Source organism: Cytobacillus sp. S13-E01 (assembly GCF_029193815.1).
In the GTDB taxonomy this organism is placed as follows: Bacteria; Bacillota; Bacilli; order Bacillales; family Bacillaceae_L; genus Bacillus_BV.
The window spans coordinates 276,413-295,449 of the sequence record NZ_JARFVC010000001.1; the positions used below are offsets into that span (position 1 = coordinate 276,413).

Sequence of the window (19,037 nt, forward strand, 5' to 3'; positions counted from 1 at the left end):
ATGCATGCTATAAGTTATTTAATTATATGGATAGGACTTCCTATTGCTACTTCCGCAGCTTCCATTGTAATTTCTCCAAGCGTTGGATGTGCATGAATTGTCATTGCAATATCTTCCGCAGTCATCCCCGCTTCAATCGCAAGTCCAAGCTCAGCAATCATGTCAGATGCACTAGGGCCTGCAATTTGAGCACCTATTACTAGCCCATCTTCTTTACGAGTAATTAACTTCAAAAAGCCCTCTGCATTGTTAAGCGCTAATGCACGGCCATTTGCAGCAAATGGGAACTTAGAAGCAACGATATCTAGCCCTTCATCTTTTGCTTCTTTTTCTGAGTAGCCAACAGTAGCAAGCTCAGGATCTGAGAATACAACTGCAGGTATTGCGTGATAGTCAATTTCAGCTCGATGGCCTGCAATTGCTTCTGCAGCAATTTTACCTTCGTAAGAAGCTTTGTGTGCTAATGGAGGTCCTTCAACAATATCACCAATTGCGAAGATATTACTTACACTTGAGCGACATTGCTTATCAATTTTAATTAATCCACGGTCAGTTAATTCAATACCTACCTGTTCAAGACCTAATTCGTCAGTGTTTGGACGACGACCAACAGTCACAAGAACATAATCAGCTTCTACTGTTTGTGTTTCACCTTTCACTTCAAATGTTACAGTAGCGCTATTTTCATTTTGTTCCACACTTTTAGCTAATGCTTTAGTGTGGATTTCAACACCTTTTTTCTTAAGCTTTCTTTTAACAAGAGAACTCATTTGCTTTTCAAAGCCTGATAAAATTTCATCAGCACCTTCTAAAATAACTACTTCAGTTCCAAAATTTGCATAGGCCGTACCTAGCTCTGTACCAATATAACCACCACCGATAACGACCATTCTCTTAGGAATTTCCGAAAGGTTAAGTGCACCAGTAGATTCAATTACACGGCCACCATATTTAAATGCTGGAAGCTCAATTGGACGTGAGCCAGTTGCAATAATAGCATTCTTGAACGTATACGTCTGTGCTGAGTTTTCATCCATTACTCTTATTGTATTATTATCAACAAAATAAGCTTCACCACTAACGACATCTACTTTATTTCCTTTTAGTAAACCTGCGACACCGCCAGTTAGTTTATTTACAACACCTGATTTCCATTCTTGTACTTTTGAAAAATCAACTGTCACATTCTCTGCCTTAATACCCATGTCTTCTGAGTGTTTAGCATGATCATAACGATGTCCGGCTGAAATTAAAGCCTTGGACGGGATACAGCCAACATTTAGACAAACCCCGCCTAATGTACCTTTTTCAACAATCGTTACTTTTTGTCCTAGTTGTGCTGCTCGAATAGCTGCAACATATCCCCCAGGACCAGCACCAATGACAAGAGTATCGGTTTCTATCGGAAAATCTCCTACTACCATTGATTACGCCTCCATTAATAATAGTTGTGGGTCGTTTAATAAGCGTTTGATATGATTTAATGCATTTTGGGCAGTCGCACCATCGATCATTCGATGATCAAAACTTAGAGATAATGCTAGCACTGGTGCAACCACGATTTCACCATTTAGTACTACTGGTTTTTCTGCAATGCGACCAATCCCTAGAATTGCAACCTCAGGATGATTGATGACAGGTGTAAACCATTGACCACCCGCTGAACCAATGTTTGAAATTGTGCAAGATGCACCTTTCATCTCATCTGGAGAAAGCTTGCCATCGCGTGCTTTACCAGCTAATTCATTAATTTCATTAGAAATTGAGAAAATTGATTTACGATCAGTGTCTTTAACAACAGGAACTAATAGACCTCTTTCAGTATCCGCTGCTATACCAATGTTATAGTAATGTTTGTGAATAATCTCATCTGTTGCATCATCAAGTGACGTATTTAATGCAGGGAATTCACGTAGGGCTGAAGTTAAAGCTTTCACAACATATGGTAAATATGTTAATTTAATGCCTTTATCAGCTGCAACCCCTTTAAATTGCTTACGGTTGGCTACAAGCTTTGTAACATCTACTTCGTCCATTAATGTTACATGTGGTGCAGTATGTTTCGAATTAACCATAGCTTTAGCAATCATTTTACGAATTCCACTCATTTTTTCGCGCGTTTCTGGATATTGCCCCGCAGGAATAGGTTGTTTTACTGGAGCTGCTTTTTCTTCAGTCTTAACAGTCGTTGTTTCTTCTTGTACCTGTTGCTGTTCACCTTGAGCTGCGACTACAGGTGCTCCACCTTGAAGGAATGAATCAATATCCTCTTTAGAAACTCGTCCGTTTTTACCAGAACCCTGTACTTTACGGATATCTGCGCCTTTTTCACGTGCATATTTTCGAACGGAAGGCATAGCAATTACTCGACGGTTTGGATCAACTTCCACTTCATTTACAGATGATTGCGCCAAAGCAACTTCCTGATCTTGGTTCGTTTGAGGGGCTTCCTCTTGTTTAGGCGCTTTATCTTCATCGTCACCTTTAAACACCAAATCTTCGTATCCTGGAGCATCAAATTTAATTAATGTGTCTCCAACTACTGCAACAGTGCCTTCTTCTACTAAAACCTCTAATACTTTACCTTTTACAGGGGAGGGAATTTCTACAACTGCTTTGTCATTTTGAACTTCACAAAGTACGTCATCTTCATTTATTTCATCACCAGGTTTAACAAACCATTTTACGATTTCACCTTCATGGATACCTTCACCGATATCAGGCAGTTTAAATTCGAATGCCAAGGTTTTCGCCTCCTATTATGGATAAGTGTCATTTAATTATTCACCTAAAAGAAATTAGCACACGTGGTCTGATTTCTTACAATTGATTTTAGAAACTAAAAATTGATAACTTTTTTCGCAGTTTCAATAACATCTTTAAAGTTTGGAAGCCATACTGATTCAGCAGCAGAGAAAGCAAAAACCGTATCAGGTGCCGTCACACGTAAGACCGGAGCCTCAAGACTTAAAATAGCACGGTCATTAATTTCAGCAACTACATGCGCGCCAATTCCAGCTTGTTTTTGAGCTTCTTGAACTACAATAGCTCGTCCTGTTTTTTCAACAGAAGAGATAATTGTTGGGATATCTAAAGGGCTCACCGTACGTAAGTCTACAACTTCAGCCGAAATCCCTTCTTTTTCTAGTTCCTCAGCAGCCTTTAAGCACTCATGAACCATTGCTCCGTAAGTTACCATAGTTATATCAGTACCTTCACGTTTGATATCTGCTTTTCCAAGCTCAATTGTATATTCTTCCTCAGGCACATCTTGACGGAATGAACGGTAAAGTTTCATATGTTCTAAAAATACAACAGGATCATTGTCACGTATTGCTGAAATGAGAAGTCCTTTTGCATCATATGGTGTTGATGGAATCACAACTTTAAGTCCAGGTTGTTGTGCAACAAGTCCTTCAAGACTATCTGCATGTAGTTCTGGTGTATGTACGCCTCCTCCAAAAGGTGAACGAATTGTTACCGGGGCATTATATCTTCCACCGGAACGATAGCGCATACGGGCCATCTGACCGTTGATTGAATCTATTACTTCATAAACGAAACCAAAAAATTGAATCTCTGGTACAGGACGGAAACCTTGTAAGCTAAGTCCAATCGCTAGACCACCAATTCCTGATTCAGCGAGCGGTGTATCAAACACACGTTCTTCACCGAATTCGGCTTGTAAACCTTCTGTTGCACGGAATACGCCACCGTTTAACCCAACGTCTTCTCCAAATACTAAGACATTTGGGTCATTTTTTAATTCTGTGCGTAACGCATCAGTGATTGCTTGAATCATAGTCATTTGCGCCATGGCTTACTTCGACTCCTTTTCTTTATATATTTCCATTTGCTCTTCTAGGTTTAGTGGTAGATTTTCATACATGATCGAAATCAAATCAGTAACTTTCTGTTTTGGTGTATCATCGGCTTTTTTAATGGCATTTTTAATATCTTCTTTCGCTTCTTCAATTACTTGATTTTCTTGTTCTTCACTCCATAGACCTTTTGCTTCAAGGAATTTCCGGAAACGTACGAGTGGATCTTTCTTTTCCCATTCATCATCTAACTCTGATGAACGATAACGTGTTGGATCATCTCCAGCCATTGTGTGTGGACCATAACGATATGTTAACGTCTCAATTAAAGTTGGTCCTTCTCCATTTATCGCTCTTTGACGCGCATCAGCAACCGCTGCGTAAACTGCTAATGGATCCATTCCGTCTACTTGTATACCAGGAATACCTGCTGCAATTGCCTTTTGGGCAATTGTTTTTGCAGCTGATTGCTTTTCAACAGGGGTTGAAATTGCAAATCTATTGTTTTGAACAACAAATATAGCTGGTGCCTTATATGCACCTGCAAAGTTAATTCCTTCGTAAAAATCACCTTGTGAAGCACCACCATCACCTGTATACGTGATAGCAACAGATTTAGCTCCGCGTTTTTTCATACCTAAAGCTACACCAGCACACTGTATGTATTGAGCCCCGATTATAATTTGGGGAGAAATTACGTTTACACCTTCTGGCATCTGATTTCCTTTAAAATGCCCACGTGAGAATAAAAACGCTTGATAAAGTGGTAAGCCATGCCAAACAATTTGTGGCACATCACGGTAACCTGGTAAGATAAAGTCTTCCTTTTCTAAAGCAAATTGAGAAGCAATTTGTGATGCTTCTTGACCTGCAGTAGGCGCATAGAAGCCTAAACGTCCTTGACGATTTAATGAGATTGAACGCTGATCAAGGATACGAGTATATACCATTCTACGCATTAACTCCTTTAATCGATCATCACTTAAATCTGGCATTGCCGCATCACTTACAACCTGACCCTCTTCATTTAGAATTTGTAATGTTGGGAAATGTTCAGCAACCTTTTCAAGTTGTTGTTGGCTATCAAATAGAACTTGATTTGTTTTTGCAGCCATCTAAGTCACCTCTTCCTTTCTTTTAACCGTTTCGTTTTAGTGTGGATAAATGAATTATTCATACAGCTTTAGGTTACCCAAAAACAAATTTTACAAGACATTTTTCGACCTATTCTACAATTGCTATTTATTCTATAGTTTTCCACAAAACCTTATACAAAAAACAATTGAGACAAGGTTATTTAATAAAACATCCAGAACTCTCTTAGAAAGTTACTGTATTAATTTGTTTCAATCAATGATTAATACAATTATTGTTTACAGATTCAAGTTTACAACAAGACGTTTTAGCTAGTCAATCTCTTTACCCCTCCTTTTTACAACTTATTTATAGTATTTATTTTTTACCATAATATTCTAGCATTATAGCTCTGTACTATTACAACGGATTAAGCTGTATTATAATCTACCTCTCGGGTACACCATAAGACAATCTAACATCACAGTGATTAAAGAGCAAAGGTTAGAAACATACAATCCATAGCCATTTTGTGAGTAGAGGGTAAATTCGCTAATAGAAAAAGAGACTGTCCTAAGACAGTCCCTTTTGAAAAAATTATTCTTCGTTATAGACTACTTCTAGCCCTGCATTTTTATAGAAAGCTAACTTAGCCTTATTATATTCTTCAGTAAATGTATTAAACTCCTCATTCGCACTGATCACTTTTTCATAACTCTCGTTTATTTTCTTGATTTGTTCCTCTAATGCCTCTAGCGTTAACTCTTCATTCTGAAACATTTCGTATAGTTCTCTATCATAGCTAATTGCTTCTATATAGTTAGAATAAAGTTTTTCATAACTAGTATATCTGTTTTCCATGATGGTTACTAAGTTATCTGCATCTTCTTTTAAATTACTGTCTTTTAAAGTGCCAATGGTTTCTTTCACTGAGTTAAATTCTTGCTTTGATAATTCGATACTTGAGTATTCTTCTTTAAGACGAGATTTACGTTCTTCAACAATTGTTATTGCCTCTTTTGATAAAGAGACTATTTTATCAAATTCTTTCATTCCTAATGAAATGATTTCATCATAAAGTGCTTTCTCTTCTTGTTCAAGCTCTACTAAAGGGTTTTGCTGTTCTTTAAAAGAAGTTTCTAAAGCAACAACCTCTTCAAGTGTCTCATATATCTCTTCCTCAGGTGTGGGACCCCCCATACAAGCGGTTAATGTCGCTAAAACAAACCCAAGTATCAATAAAACTACTTTCTTTTTTGCATCCACTAAAAAATCCCCCTTACTATGTAACATATTATACTATAAGGTTATCTCCCTTTTTTGACAACAAATGTGGAATGTTATTTTCATGGTCTATCCCTCAAAGTTCCTACACTTTTTTTAATGAACTTTACCACTTTACCTTCTTTTAAAAAATTAAGTTATTACACCATTTATCTAACTTTATGTGCTTGTCCGATAATTTAGAACTGATTTTTGATTAAGTAGATGATTTTTACAAACCTAAACTTCTACGATAAAATATATTTCATCCTCTAATTTCGTATACTTAGTGAGGGTGATTTTTTGCAAAACCTTTCACTCAGCAAAAATGATTTAAAAAAATGATATCGTTTGATAAACTAAATACATAGTATATATGGTCTGTACATAAAGTTAACCACACAAAGGAGTGGAAGTATTTGATTACAATGGCAGATGTTATTACAGAAGGTCATCCTACTTTAAGAAAAAATGCAGAAGAAGTGACCATGCCTCCGTCTCAAGAAGATAAGGATATACTGCAGAAAATGATGGAATTCGTAAAAAACAGTCAAGATCCCGTTATATCTGAAAAATATGAATTACGCCCAGGTATTGGAATTGCTGCACCACAAATAAATATTTCAAAGAGAATGATTGCCATACATGTTACTGATGAAAACGATCGATTATATAGCTACGCCCTTTTTAATCCCAAAATTATTAGTCACTCCGTAGAAAAAAGCTACTTGACTAGTGGAGAAGGTTGCCTATCAGTAAATCGTGAAGTGCCTGGATATGTTCCACGTTACGCAAGGATAAAAGTAAAGGCGACAACACTTGAGGGCGAAGAAGTTAATCTTCGTTTAAGAGGATTACCTGCAGTTGTTTTCCAACATGAAATTGATCATCTTAACGGTGTAATGTTTTATGATCATATTAATAAAGAAGATCCACACGCTATCCCTCAAAACGCAATAGCGATAGATCGGTAAGGAACTCAAAAAGATAATAGATAGAGCTTTGTCAGCTCTATCTATTTTAATAAACCTACTAGTCTAAGACCATGTAAAATCCCATCGTTGTCTACATCTTTCGTAACGATGTCTGCACGCTTTTTAATTTCATCAAGTGCATTACCCATCGCTATTCCTGTTCCGACAAAATCGAGCATCTCAGCGTCATTTAACCCATCGCCAAAGGCATATACATTTTCTCTATCAATCGCGATTGACTCCATCATCTTCTTAATACCTTCTGCTTTAGAGCCTCCCAAAGGAATAATGTCAGTAGAATAATCGTGCCAACGAATGAAGTGAAAGGCAGGATATTTTGATACATAGGTTTCTTCTTCTTCTTTCGTACAAAAAAGTAAGGCTTGGAAAATTTCTCGATTAGTATAAAAATTCGGGTCATAGGCAGGATGTTCGAATTTTAAGCTACCCATACTTTCATGTATATATTGATGACTTTCTACACTTGATCTCATAACACTTTCATTCATAAATACAATTGGATGGTTACTTTCATTTGCATGTTCTTTTAGCTTTGGAAGTAGTTTTGAGTCTAAAGGATTCTTATATATAACTTCACCTTCGTAAACTACATATTGGCCATTAAAACTAATATATGAAGTGATACCAAGCTCACGCCGTAATTCTTGGAACATAAATGGCGCTCTTCCAGTTGCAATCGCTACATTTACTCCTACTTCTTGGAGGTTTTTTATAGCAAGTTTTGTACTCAATGGAAGGTTTTTATCATGATCTAGTAATGTTCCATCTATATCAAAGAAAACTAATTTTTTCTTCATTTTTAGCATCCACCTCGTCCAATAGCCAAAAGTAGCCACAGTTTATTATTTATATATTTCTAACCTGTATGGAGGCATACAGCTTAGCCCATATGCTAATTTATGGTTCAAAAAAAGTCAATAATTAGGTTTTTATAAAAATATATTTAAAATACCATTTATACCCATGAAAATCATTCGGAAATAGTCATATAATAAGGATGGATTAAAAATTTTATGCAGCCAAAAAAATAAAAATAAATAAAATTTTAATTATTATGATACTTGCTATTTACATTGGACAAGGTAGGTTTAAAATAGTAAATTAAGGAGATGATGAAGTCATGCTCAAAAAGTTACGGAAAAAATTGCTAAAACAATGGTCGGATCTTCTTAAAAAGAAAACAATAGCTTAAAATGTGTCTTTATTTAAATATAGTGATGGAGCCCTTTTACCATGATAACATCTAGAAGGGCCTATTTTTTCAATTTTTTCTTTTATATAAAATCCAAAAATATTTTATCAAATGAAGAAAAAACATGAAAAACTTGCTAATTTTTTATATAATAGAAAAAGTGATTCTAACAAACGGAAGTTAAGGAGAGATTTGGCAATGATTTTTAAGGTGTACTATCAAGAACCAGGCAACGAGGTTCCAATTCGTGAAAGAACGAAAACTATGTTTGTTGAAGCTGAGGCGGAAAGATACGTTCGGGAAAAATTAAAAGACCGTAATATTAATATTGAATTGGTACAAAGAATTCAGGGTGCACATCTTGAATATGAACAACAAAATGTAGACTATAAAGTATTGGAGATATGATGATTTATGAAATTTGTAAAAAATGATCAGACTGCTGTATTCGCTTTTGGCGGATTAGGCGAAATCGGTAAAAACACATATGGGGTTCAATTTCAAGATGAAATTATTTTAATTGATGCAGGTATTAAGTTTCCAGAGGATGAGCTTTTAGGTATTGATTACGTTATACCTGATTATAGCTATATTACAAAAAATGCCGAAAAAATTAAGGGTTTATTTGTAACTCATGGTCATGAAGACCACATCGGTGGAATCCCTTATTTATTACGTGAAATAAACATCCCTATCTATGGCGGGAAGCTGGCATTAGGGTTAATTAGAAATAAATTAGAAGAGCATGGACTTTTACGAACTGCCAATCTAATCGAGATTAAAGAAGATGACATTATTAAATTCAGAAAAACATCGGTTACATTCTTTAGAACAACACATAGTATCCCTGATTCATATGGTATTGTCGTAAAAACACCACCAGGTCAAATTGTACATACTGGTGATTTTAAATTTGACTTTACACCAGTTGGAGAACCTGCAAACCTTACAAAGATGGCTGAAATTGGGAAAGAAGGAGTACTATGTTTACTCTCAGATAGCACCAACAGTGAAATACCAAGTTTCACTATGTCAGAACGTCGTGTTGGGGAGAGTATTGATGATATTTTCCGTAAAGTAACTGGAAGAATTATTTTTGCAACATTTGCATCCAACATCCACCGTTTACAGCAAGTAGTTGAGTCTGCAGTTCAACATGGTAGAAAAGTTGCTGTCTTCGGACGAAGCATGGAGGCTGCAATAAATATTGGACAGGACCTAGGATATATAAGATGTCCTAAAGAAACTTTTATTGAAGCATCACAAATTAACAGAATACCAGCTGACCGAGTTACTATTTTATGTACTGGTAGCCAAGGGGAACCTATGGCTGCTCTTTCAAGGATTGCTAATGGAACACACAGACAAATTCAAATAATCCCTGGTGATACGGTCGTATTCTCTTCATCACCAATCCCAGGTAACACAATAAGTGTAAGCCGAACAATTAATATGTTATACCGTGCTGGTGCTGAAGTTGTTCATGGCGCTTTAAGTGATATTCACACTTCAGGTCACGGTGGCCAAGAAGAACAAAAATTAATGTTACGATTAATTAAACCTAAATATTTCATGCCTATTCATGGCGAATACAGAATGCAAAAAATGCATTCCAAGCTTGCAGTAGATTGCGGAGTACCAGAACAGAACTGCTTTATTATGGACAATGGTGAAGTTCTTGCTATTAGTGAAAATGAGGCTTCTGTAGCAGGTAAAATACCTTCTGGTAATGTCTATATTGATGGAAGTGGTATTGGTGACATCGGTAATATTGTGTTACGTGACCGTCGTATTCTTTCAGAGGAAGGTCTTGTTATCGTAGTCGTAAGTATTAACATGAAAGACTTTAAAATCTCAGCAGGCCCAGATCTCATCTCACGTGGATTTGTCTATATGCGTGAATCAGGTGACTTAATAAATGACGCCCAGGCTCTTATTTCTAAACATTTAAATAAAGTAATGGAGCGCCGTACGACGCAGTGGTCAGAAATTAAAAATGAAATTACAGACACACTGGCACCTTTCCTATATGAAAAAACTAAACGTCGTCCAATGATATTACCAATTATTATGGAAGTGTAATAAGAAAAGCGCAGGGCGCCCGCCTTTCGGCGCGTCGATTAAAACCCGCCACGTACTGTGCTACCATCGACATCAGCACATCCTGTGCAAGTCAAGCCGGGTGAGAGTTTTATCCTTTCTATTTTGAAAAAAGAGCCAATCTCGATTTTGAGATTAGCTCTTTTTTCTATTCTTCAACTAAATTTTTCTCAAATCGATCAATGTCAGTGTCCGCACCTATTACAATCAGGATATCACCTTTTTTGATAATTTCAGTTGCTTGTGGGGATACAATTATATCTTTTCCACGTTTGAATGCAACGATATTGATTCCATACTTTGCACGAATATCCAAATCAATTAGTGAATATCCGTCAAGTCTTTGACTAGCAACAATTTCGACGATACTATGCTCATCTGAAAGTTCTAAATAATCAAGAACATTGTTAGAAATGATATTGTGTGCAATCCGTTTACCCATGTCACGCTCTGGATGAACAATTTGATCAGCACCAATTTTATTCAATACTTTTTCATGATAATCATTTTGAGCTTTAACGGTTATATGTTTGACACCTAGTTCTTTTAGAATCAGTGTTGTTAAGATACTAGCTTGGATGTTGTCTCCAATAGCGACAATAACATGATCAAAATTGCGTATTCCTAGGCTTTTAAGGACAGATTCATCAGTAGTATCCCCAACAACTGCGTGTGATGCTATCGAAGCAAATTCATTAACCTTTTCCTCAACTACGTCTATCGCCATTACTTCCATTCCCTCTTCACTTAAAGCTCTACATATACTACCACCAAAACGACCTAGACCAATTACTGCAAATTCTTTTTTTTTCAAGATACATGCCCCCAATGATTGCAAATTGCATTATTATGATTTTACTCATTTTAACATATCGTACTATTTCTTTATATATAAAAAGCCAGGATATTAGTCTCCTGACCTTCCTTGATTGGATGAATTGTTTTGCTGTTTTATTTTTCGAATAAATAGGAACAAGATTACACTTATTACTACTAGTAATATAAGTATTGGTGAATTACCAATTATAAATACAATAAAACCCGAAGCGGCTCCAAGGATAAAGTTTATACTTCCCATAAACTGTTTCTTTGTTTTTTCCCATGTATTTAATTCACCACTATCGATATCCGGAATGACTACTTTATTTTCAAATAAAGTCATTGTAACAGTTGATAAACTTGCTTTGTTTTCCAAATAGGACATCTTCCCTTTAATTTGCTCTATTTCCTCTTGGATGCTAGCTAAGTCAGCGGAAATTTGTAATAAATCTTTCGTTTCTTTTGCTTCTTTCATAAACTGCATTAATCGTTCTTCTACAACAAGTTTTGATTTTAATCTTGACTCTAAATCAACATATTCTTCTGTTACATCCTGACCAGTAACATTGCGAAATCGTACCTTTTCACTCATTTTTTCCACTGTATCAATAAAAGTAGTAAAGTTTTCCTGAGGTATTCTTACCGTTAATCGTCCTTCTATTTGCTGCTCTCCTTGATCATATACATTCGATTCAACAATATATCCTTTCATTTCTTTCACCAGTTTTTCAATACTGCTTTGAATTCGTTTATAATCGTCCACTTGCAATTGTAAATCCGCGTTATATATTACCATTCTATTCTGGCTTTCACTTTTTAAAGTAACAGATTTTTGGTTTTGAGATTCTTTAGCAGCACTGTCGTTATTCATTTCTTGGTTTGACTCTTTCGTTTCATAAGCCATATCATTCGCATTCTCAGACTTTGCCGATTCAGACTGTCCAGCATTACACGCAGTTAAAAATAAAATGAAAATAAAAACAATTGAAAATAAATAATATCTAACCAATTCATCACACTCCTAGACAATTATGTAAATTGTATTCTTTTAAGTTTAGACGTACATTTCATATAAAAAGTTACAAAAAAACGGGAGAGCTATTCCCCCGCTGCAATTATCCTACATCATCTAGTATTTTAAACTGCGCCTTTACCAAATTGTGATATTGACCTTGTCGTTTCATTAGTTCATCATGTGAACCCTGTTCAAGGATCTCCCCATGGTCTAATACTATGATGTTATCAGACTCACGTATCGTTGAAAGACGATGCGCGATAATTATCGCAGTTCTTCCGTTTAATAACTTCTTAAGTGCACGTTGAATCTTTACTTCTGATTCAGTATCTATACTAGCAGTCGCTTCATCTAGAATTAAGATTCGAGGGTTTGCAAGCAATGCTCGAGCAAATGATAATAACTGTCTTTCGCCTACAGAAAGAACATTCCCTCGTTCTTCTACTTCTGTTTTAAAGCCGTTCGCAAGCTTTTCAATAAAAAGGTCAGCACCAACAGCTTTCGCAGCTTCTATAACGTCATGATCAGTTGCGTCTGGTCTTCCAAAACGAATATTCTCCATAATCGTTCCTGAGAAAATAAAAGTATCCTGTAGTACGACACTAATTTGTGAACGAACACTTCCTACTGTAAGGTCCTTTACATTGTAACCGTCAATTTTAACTTCACCACTTGTAGCGTCATAAAAACGGCTAATTAAGTTGGCAATAGTTGTCTTACCTGACCCTGTATGACCTACAAGAGCAACTGTTTGACCTGCTTCCATCGTTAAAGAGACACCTTTAAGAGCTTTGCGGTTTTCATCATATGAAAACTCAACATGTTCAAACTCAATTTTGCCCTTCATATCTTCTAACTTAATTGCATTATCTTTTTCAGACACGATCGGTTTTTCATCTAAAAATTCAAAAATTCTCTCTGATGAGGCCATCCCCATCAAAAGTTGATTGTACACTTGACCTAATCTTGAGATAGGTTCCCAGAACATCCCTAGGTAGAATGCAAATGAGACAAATACCCCAATGGTTACCCCACTAACTTCTGGATTTTGGATTAATGTTGCACCGTACCAGATTAATATTGCTGTTCCAATTGCGTTAGACATTTCTACAAAGGGACGAAACATTGCATTCTTCTGAGTAGCATCGCGCCAGCTTTCAAATGTCTCTGTATTTACACCGTCAAAAAAAGCCATATTTTCTTTTTCTTGAGTAAAAGACTGTGTTACACGAATTCCTTGTATACTCTCATTTAAATGCGAGTTAAGCTTTGCTTGCTTTATTCTTACAGTTTGCCATGAGCGGCGAATCTTTTTCCGTAAGCTTGTAGAAATAAAAAACATGATTGGCAAAATAATTAAAATAGCAATGGTTAACTCGGGACTTAAAGAAAATAATATTACAAAAATACCAATTAATAATAAGAAGTCCATTAAAAGATTAATTACCCCACTTGTAAATAATTCTTGCAGTGAATTAATATCATTCATGATTCTTACTAATATTGACCCAGCCGAACGCTGATCAAAAAAGCGGTGGGATAAACCTTGGACATGTGTAAAAAGATGCTTTCTCAAATCATAAATTACGTTTTGACCTAGTAGATTCATATAACGAATACGGAAGGTATTTGCTAAATATGAAATAAAATATAGACCAGCAATAATAAGTACAAGCGTAATTAATAGTTTAGTATCTTTATTTTTAATCGCATGATCCATTGTATATACACCAATTAAGATTGGAACGATTAATCGAACAGCAGTTGCTATGATTACTGTTAAAAAAGCAAGTGGCAGTAAGTTTTTGGAATATGGTTTCATGTAGCTAAACAACCTTGCCATTTGCTTCCAATTAAATGGTTTTTCGATTACTTGGTCTGTTGAATACTGAAAGCGGTCGAGTTTGCTTCGCTTTTCTTTCTTTTCATTCATATTGTTCACCTACCTCATTGTGTTTGTGATTGTAGAACTGTTTTTTGGTCTTTGAATTGAATATCGTAGATACGTTGGTATGGCCCTTCATTGCTTACCAATTCTTCATGCTTTCCGCGTTCAACAATGGCGCCATTTTCTAAAACGAGAATCTCATCTGCATGCTTTAGGGACGAGATTCGATGGGCGATAATGAATGTTGTTCTTCCCTTCATAACTTCTTTTAACGCACCTTGGATTTTGAATTCTGTTTTCATATCAACTGCACTTGTTGCATCATCTAATATCAAAATACTTGGATTGATACAAATAGAACGAGCAATTGCAATACGTTGCTTTTGCCCACCAGATAATCCCATTCCACGTTCACCCAGCATCGTGTCATAACCTTCTGGAAGCTCCATAATAAATTCGTGTGCATCAGCACGTTTTGCTGCATCAATAATCTGTTCTATCGTTGCATCAGGGTTACCATAGGCAATATTAGCCTTAATGGTTGAAGAGAATAAAAACGATTCTTGTAGTACAAATCCAATATTATTTCTTAAGGTATGGAGAGAATAATCACTAACATCTCTTCCATCAATTAATATTTGACCTTTACTTGGCTCATAGAATCGGGTAATTAATTGGGTAATACTTGTTTTTCCTGATCCTGTTGCTCCTATTAAACCAATAACCTTTCCAGGCTTTGCATTAAACGAGATAGATTTCAATGCTTCTTCATCATCCTCTGTATAATTTAAAGTAACATTTTTAAATTCAACATGCCCTTCTAAGCTTTCCTTCTTAATCGCGGATGGCTTTTCTAAAATCTCTTGTTCTACTTCTAAGATTTCTAATAGACGTTCTCCAGATGCCTTTGATTGTGAAAACATGTTAATAACGAAACCTAAGTTCATGATTGGCCACATAATATACCAGACTAAGCTAAAGAAAGCTACTAACTCTCCGGTTGTTACTGAACCATTTATTACAAGATAACCACCATAAGATAGTAATGTTACGACACAAATATTACCGATAAACTCCATGAGTGGAAAGTACTTGGCCCAAATATCTGATGTTTTTAAATAATGGTCCTTATAATCTGTATTTGAATCATTAAATTTATTAATCTCGAAACCTTCTCTTGAAAGTGATTTTACAGTGTTAATCCCACTAATATTTTCTTGCACCTTCGTATTTAGTCGACCAAATGACTTTCTAATCCCACGAAAAGCTGGATGAACAGTTTTGTCAAATTTGTAAACCGCAACCGCCAAAAATGGAAGTGAAGCAATTGTCACAAGCGTTAAAGGAACCGAATAATAAAACATGACAGTAAAACTAATTCCCAATAAAAATACAAAACGAATTAATTCCGCAAAACCAAAGGATAAGAAAAAGCGAAAACCCTCAACATCTGCTGTTAATCGTGACATTAAATCACCCGTTTTTGCATTGTCATAATACCTGAATGGTAAGAATTGCAGCTTTTCATATAAAGCATTTCGTAATGTATAAACGGATCTAATCCCAAACATATCACCAAGATATTGGTTAAAATATGTTGCAATCCCCTTTAACACCATGATTCCTATAAATCCAATTGCTAGGTAAGGTACATATTCATATTTTCCTTCTCCAATAACATCATCAATTGTAAATTGTAGCACCATTGGGTATACAACGGTAATTGCCGTTACAAACAGTAGGAATATATTTGACCATAAAAAGTAATGCCTAAATGGCCAATAAAACTGCTTTAGTTTCTTAAAAGTTTCCATTTCCAAGCCTCCCACATAAGATGTGAATTTTCTGTGAAAAAGTTACACGTATATATTAATATATCGAGTTTCGAAATTAATTTCCAGTAAATAGTGTAAAAATGTTGAATTTTTTAATTTAAATAAACAATCAAAAGTTTCTTTACGCTATTTCACTTATCTAAACCGAAAAGGTAGACAATGTAGTTAAAAGTAAAAAAGATCGAACCATATGGGGTCGATCTTTCCTTAGTATCTATTGAGTTTTTTCATTTTCATCTAAAACGCGATTCACACGTTTAGTTAACATCTTCATTCCACTTCCACCAGCTTGGAAGTGGCGTAATTGCCCTTGGGCATCAAAAACATAATAGGCGGGAACATATTGGTTTTCAAATACTTCCGTTAATTTATGATTATTGTCAATAAAAGTGGGTTGAGTGATATCGTGCTGCTCTGCAACTTGTTTGATTTCCTCTAAGTCTAAATCTTTTTCAGAACGGGGCATGTGTACAGCTACAACATTCAACTTTTCTTTATATTCGTCACGGAATTTATTTATATCAGGCATTGCTTCTTTACAAAGACCACAGCTGATTGACCAAAAGTGGATTAAGGTAGGTTTATCGCCAATTAGTTGTGTCTTCGTTACTTCACCGTTTATCCAAGCGGTAGCGCCTTCTAATTCAGGCATTTGATCTCTAAGCTTCATAGAAATTCCTCCTATATGACCGATATATCTTGTTATTTTAGGTTGAAAAGGCCTAACATTACTGTTAGACCCTTTTGTATATGTTGTTTACCTTTAATTAAACGTTAAGAGTTGCTTGTCCTGGCTTCCAGTTAGCAGGGCAAAGTCCACCCGTTTGTAATGCTTGAAGTACACGAAGTGTTTCATCAACATCGCGACCAATGTTGTTGTGATTAACTACTGCGTACATTAATTCACCCTCTGGGCTAATGATGAAAAGACCACGAAGTGCAATCCCTTCTTCTTCAATTAATACACCATATTCACGTGACACTGCATGGTTTGTATCAGCTGCTAATGGGTATTTTAATTCACCTAAGCCATTTTCTGTGCGGTCAGTATTGATCCATGCTAAGTGAGTATGAATCGTATCAGTAGAGACGCCAATTACTTCTGCATCTAAGTCTTCAAACTCATCATAACGATCAGATAAAGCTGTGATTTCAGTTGGGCAAACGAACGTGAAATCCATTGGATAGAAGAAAAGAACTGTCCACTTATCGTTTTTCATGTTTTCCTCAAGACTTACTTTACCAAATTCTTTGTTACCTAAGACTGCGTCCATTTCGAAACGCGGTGCTTGTTTTCCAACCATACGTTCTGCCATATGTATATCCCTCCAAATAAAATGTTTAATGAGAAAGTAAAGACCATTTTCTCATTTATATTTACTATAATCAACAATAATAAGTATAAAGTAATCATTTTTTTGAGTCAATATTAAATAATAATTAATTTAAAAAATATAAATTAAAACCCAATTTCAACCCACTGTAGTTATTCCCTGTCCTAAACATCTTTAAACCTAAAAAATGAATAATTGTTTAGGAAAGAAATCAACTTGACATCCAATCGTATCATTTGATTTCTTTCGTCAGTATGCTACAATTTTCACTATGTTCACTAGTTTAACATGCTTTTGTAAGGGGTAAAAATAATAAGCTCTCTCAAAATAAGCATATTCATACATGAAAGGATGATACTGTTTATGAATATTGATATTGATTGGTCAAACATATTGACAGTCGCCGGACTCATTATAATTAAACTATTGGCCATTTTCATTGTATTCTTAATCGTTAAAGCTATAGGCAATAAAGTTATTAAAGGAAGCTTTGAAAAAGTAGCGAATCGAGATGATATTTCAAAAGGGAGAGCGAAAACATTAGAAAGTCTTGCTAGCAATGTCTTTTCATATACTCTACTATTTATCTTTATCGTTATGGTCTTCCAGGTCTTTGAATATGATGCAACCGCACTTCTAGCAGGCGCTGGTGTAATTGGACTTGCTATTGGATTTGGTGCTCAAGGGTTGGTTAGCGATGTAGTTACAGGTTTCTTTTTATTACTTGAAAAACAAATTGATGTTGATGATTATGTGACAACGGCTAGCTTCTCTGGAATTGTTGAATCTGTAGGTCTCAGGACAACACAAATTAGAGGGTTTGATGGCACACTACATTATGTACCTAACCGCCAAATCACGAGTTTAAGTAATCATTCAAGAGGAAATATGCGAGCGCTTGTTGACATTGGGATTTCATATGATGACGACATTGATAAGGCTATCTCGGTATTACAACAAGCTTGTGATACTATCGCAAAGGACGATGAAACAATTAAAGAAGGTCCAAATGTGATTGGTGTTCAATCACTAGGAGCATCTGACGTTGTTATTCGTATTATCGCTAAGACGGATAATATGGGGCAATGGGCAGTGGAAAGAAAGCTTCGCAAGGCTTTAAAAGAAGCATTAGATACAAATGGGATCGAAATTCCATTCCCACATCAGGTGTATATTGAAAAAAAGTAAAAGACTAGGGGTAATAACCCTAGTCTTTTTTGTAGTTTAGGAAATTATAAAATTGTAAGGTTGTGTATAACTTCGAGTTTTTGTCTATCTACGTCCAGCTCCAGGCACCATCAGCTCGAGGTCATAAGTCAATCCGTCCGGAAGGTTAAAGAACAACCTTCCAGCCGGCTTGCCTTATGCTTGTCGCCGATAAGCGGGCGCCTTGCGCTTTTGTTCTAGTAGTTATTAGGAATTTTGAGTTCGATTTAGTCGACTTTCTACTTCTTGACAAACTTGCTCAGCTGTAAGACCATTTGCTTCAATTACAGATCCAGCCGTCACTGTATCTGCCATACCCATCACATTAGAATCAAGTCCGGTTAATACACAACAGTCACAGCCCTTAGCATCATTTTCTTGTTTTAATTGAACTACCTCATATCCTCTTTCTTGTAAAGCTTCTTGAACATCAGTTAATGAACCTTCTACTCCAACTTTGGCCATTACTCATCCACCTCCTCATACATGTAATTT

Annotated in this window: 17 protein-coding genes; 4 read left to right on the top strand and 13 right to left on the bottom strand. The window is 35.8% G+C overall.

Going from position 1 to position 19,037, the window contains the following annotated elements; all coding sequences use genetic code 11:
- Window positions 1-14: 14 nt before the first annotated feature.
- The 5 genes from lpdA to PY093_RS01365 form a co-directional block, all read right to left on the bottom strand.
- The gene (gene lpdA, locus PY093_RS01345; RefSeq protein ID WP_275644052.1) at window positions 15-1,424 is read right to left on the bottom strand and encodes a dihydrolipoyl dehydrogenase; all 1,410 of its coding nucleotides are present in this window, start codon (window positions 1,422-1,424) and stop codon (window positions 15-17) included.
- Window positions 1,425-1,427: 3 nt separating this feature from the next.
- Entirely contained in the window at window positions 1,428-2,744 is a 1,317-nt protein-coding gene (locus PY093_RS01350; RefSeq protein ID WP_275644053.1) for a dihydrolipoamide acetyltransferase family protein, read from the bottom strand.
- 95 nt (window positions 2,745-2,839) lie between these two features.
- Window positions 2,840-3,817, bottom strand: a complete 978-nt coding sequence (locus PY093_RS01355; RefSeq protein ID WP_275644054.1) for an alpha-ketoacid dehydrogenase subunit beta — start codon at window positions 3,815-3,817, stop codon at window positions 2,840-2,842.
- Between the two features lie 3 nt (window positions 3,818-3,820).
- A complete protein-coding gene (gene pdhA, locus PY093_RS01360) occupies window positions 3,821-4,936 on the bottom strand; it encodes a pyruvate dehydrogenase (acetyl-transferring) E1 component subunit alpha (RefSeq protein ID WP_275644055.1) in 1,116 nt (371 codons plus the stop codon).
- 556 nt (window positions 4,937-5,492) lie between these two features.
- On the bottom strand, window positions 5,493-6,161 hold the full coding sequence (locus PY093_RS01365; RefSeq protein ID WP_275644056.1) for a YkyA family protein: 669 nt from the start codon (window positions 6,159-6,161) through the stop codon (window positions 5,493-5,495).
- 416 nt (window positions 6,162-6,577) lie between these two features.
- Here PY093_RS01365 and def point away from each other — a divergent pair, with 416 nt between their 5' ends.
- Window positions 6,578-7,132 carry a peptide deformylase gene (gene def, locus PY093_RS01370; RefSeq protein ID WP_275644057.1) on the top strand — a complete coding sequence of 185 codons (555 nt, stop codon included), beginning with the start codon at window positions 6,578-6,580 and terminating at the stop codon, window positions 7,130-7,132.
- Window positions 7,133-7,173: 41 nt separating this feature from the next.
- Here def and PY093_RS01375 read toward each other — a convergent pair whose 3' ends face one another.
- Window positions 7,174-7,950 (bottom strand): Cof-type HAD-IIB family hydrolase, encoded by a 777-nt coding sequence (locus PY093_RS01375; RefSeq protein ID WP_275644058.1) that lies wholly within the window; start codon window positions 7,948-7,950, stop codon window positions 7,174-7,176.
- A 593-nt stretch (window positions 7,951-8,543) separates the two neighbouring features.
- Here PY093_RS01375 and PY093_RS01380 point away from each other — a divergent pair.
- Entirely contained in the window at window positions 8,544-8,753 is a 210-nt protein-coding gene (locus PY093_RS01380; RefSeq protein WP_275644059.1) for a DNA-dependent RNA polymerase subunit epsilon, read from the top strand.
- A 6-nt stretch (window positions 8,754-8,759) separates the two neighbouring features.
- Window positions 8,760-10,427, top strand: a complete 1,668-nt coding sequence (rnjA, locus tag PY093_RS01385; protein ID WP_275644060.1) for a ribonuclease J1 — start codon at window positions 8,760-8,762, stop codon at window positions 10,425-10,427.
- Between the two features lie 166 nt (window positions 10,428-10,593).
- On the opposite strand, the gene PY093_RS01390 is transcribed toward rnjA, so the two are convergent.
- From PY093_RS01390 to PY093_RS01415, 6 genes are all read right to left on the bottom strand, one after another.
- Window positions 10,594-11,259, bottom strand: coding sequence for a potassium channel family protein (locus PY093_RS01390; protein ID WP_275644061.1), 666 nt, complete (start codon window positions 11,257-11,259; stop codon window positions 10,594-10,596).
- Between the two features lie 93 nt (window positions 11,260-11,352).
- On the bottom strand, window positions 11,353-12,273 hold the full coding sequence (locus PY093_RS01395; protein WP_275644062.1) for a DUF4349 domain-containing protein: 921 nt from the start codon (window positions 12,271-12,273) through the stop codon (window positions 11,353-11,355).
- Between the two features lie 106 nt (window positions 12,274-12,379).
- Window positions 12,380-14,212: an ABC transporter ATP-binding protein gene (locus PY093_RS01400; RefSeq protein ID WP_275644063.1), complete on the bottom strand. Its 1,833-nt coding sequence runs from the start codon at window positions 14,210-14,212 to the stop codon at window positions 12,380-12,382.
- A 14-nt stretch (window positions 14,213-14,226) separates the two neighbouring features.
- On the bottom strand, window positions 14,227-15,981 hold the full coding sequence (locus PY093_RS01405) for an ABC transporter ATP-binding protein (RefSeq protein ID WP_275644064.1): 1,755 nt from the start codon (window positions 15,979-15,981) through the stop codon (window positions 14,227-14,229).
- A gap of 235 nt (window positions 15,982-16,216) precedes the next feature.
- Complete coding sequence (locus tag PY093_RS01410) at window positions 16,217-16,672, bottom strand: TlpA disulfide reductase family protein (RefSeq protein WP_275644065.1); 456 nt, start codon at window positions 16,670-16,672, stop codon at window positions 16,217-16,219.
- 97 nt (window positions 16,673-16,769) lie between these two features.
- The gene (locus PY093_RS01415) at window positions 16,770-17,318 is read right to left on the bottom strand and encodes a peroxiredoxin (protein ID WP_275644066.1); all 549 of its coding nucleotides are present in this window, start codon (window positions 17,316-17,318) and stop codon (window positions 16,770-16,772) included.
- Window positions 17,319-17,693: 375 nt separating this feature from the next.
- Here PY093_RS01415 and PY093_RS01420 point away from each other — a divergent pair, with 375 nt between their 5' ends.
- Window positions 17,694-18,524, top strand: coding sequence for a mechanosensitive ion channel family protein (locus PY093_RS01420; RefSeq protein ID WP_481769260.1), 831 nt, complete (start codon window positions 17,694-17,696; stop codon window positions 18,522-18,524).
- 225 nt (window positions 18,525-18,749) lie between these two features.
- On the opposite strand, the gene PY093_RS01425 is transcribed toward PY093_RS01420, so the two are convergent.
- Window positions 18,750-19,007 carry a YkuS family protein gene (locus tag PY093_RS01425; RefSeq protein WP_275644068.1) on the bottom strand — a complete coding sequence of 86 codons (258 nt, stop codon included), beginning with the start codon at window positions 19,005-19,007 and terminating at the stop codon, window positions 18,750-18,752.
- Window positions 19,008-19,037: the final 30 nt, after the last annotated feature.

What these genes read in the sequence shown, in the direction of transcription:
- PY093_RS01415 (WP_275644066.1), bottom strand. Translation starts at nt 17,318, where the DNA reads ATGGCAGAACGTATGGTTGGAAAACAAGCACCGCGTTTCGAAATGGAC.
- rnjA (WP_275644060.1), top strand. Translation starts at nt 8,760, where the DNA reads ATGAAATTTGTAAAAAATGATCAGACTGCTGTATTCGCTTTTGGCGGA.
- PY093_RS01410 (WP_275644065.1), bottom strand. Translation starts at nt 16,672, where the DNA reads ATGAAGCTTAGAGATCAAATGCCTGAATTAGAAGGCGCTACCGCTTGG.
- PY093_RS01355 (WP_275644054.1), bottom strand. Translation starts at nt 3,817, where the DNA reads ATGGCGCAAATGACTATGATTCAAGCAATCACTGATGCGTTACGCACA.
- lpdA (WP_275644052.1), bottom strand. Translation starts at nt 1,424, where the DNA reads ATGGTAGTAGGAGATTTTCCGATAGAAACCGATACTCTTGTCATTGGT.
- PY093_RS01380 (WP_275644059.1), top strand. Translation starts at nt 8,544, where the DNA reads ATGATTTTTAAGGTGTACTATCAAGAACCAGGCAACGAGGTTCCAATT.
- PY093_RS01400 (WP_275644063.1), bottom strand. Translation starts at nt 14,212, where the DNA reads ATGAATGAAAAGAAAGAAAAGCGAAGCAAACTCGACCGCTTTCAGTAT.
- PY093_RS01375 (WP_275644058.1), bottom strand. Translation starts at nt 7,950, where the DNA reads ATGAAGAAAAAATTAGTTTTCTTTGATATAGATGGAACATTACTAGAT.
- pdhA (WP_275644055.1), bottom strand. Translation starts at nt 4,936, where the DNA reads ATGGCTGCAAAAACAAATCAAGTTCTATTTGATAGCCAACAACAACTT.
- PY093_RS01425 (WP_275644068.1), bottom strand. Translation starts at nt 19,007, where the DNA reads ATGGCCAAAGTTGGAGTAGAAGGTTCATTAACTGATGTTCAAGAAGCT.
- PY093_RS01405 (WP_275644064.1), bottom strand. Translation starts at nt 15,981, where the DNA reads ATGGAAACTTTTAAGAAACTAAAGCAGTTTTATTGGCCATTTAGGCAT.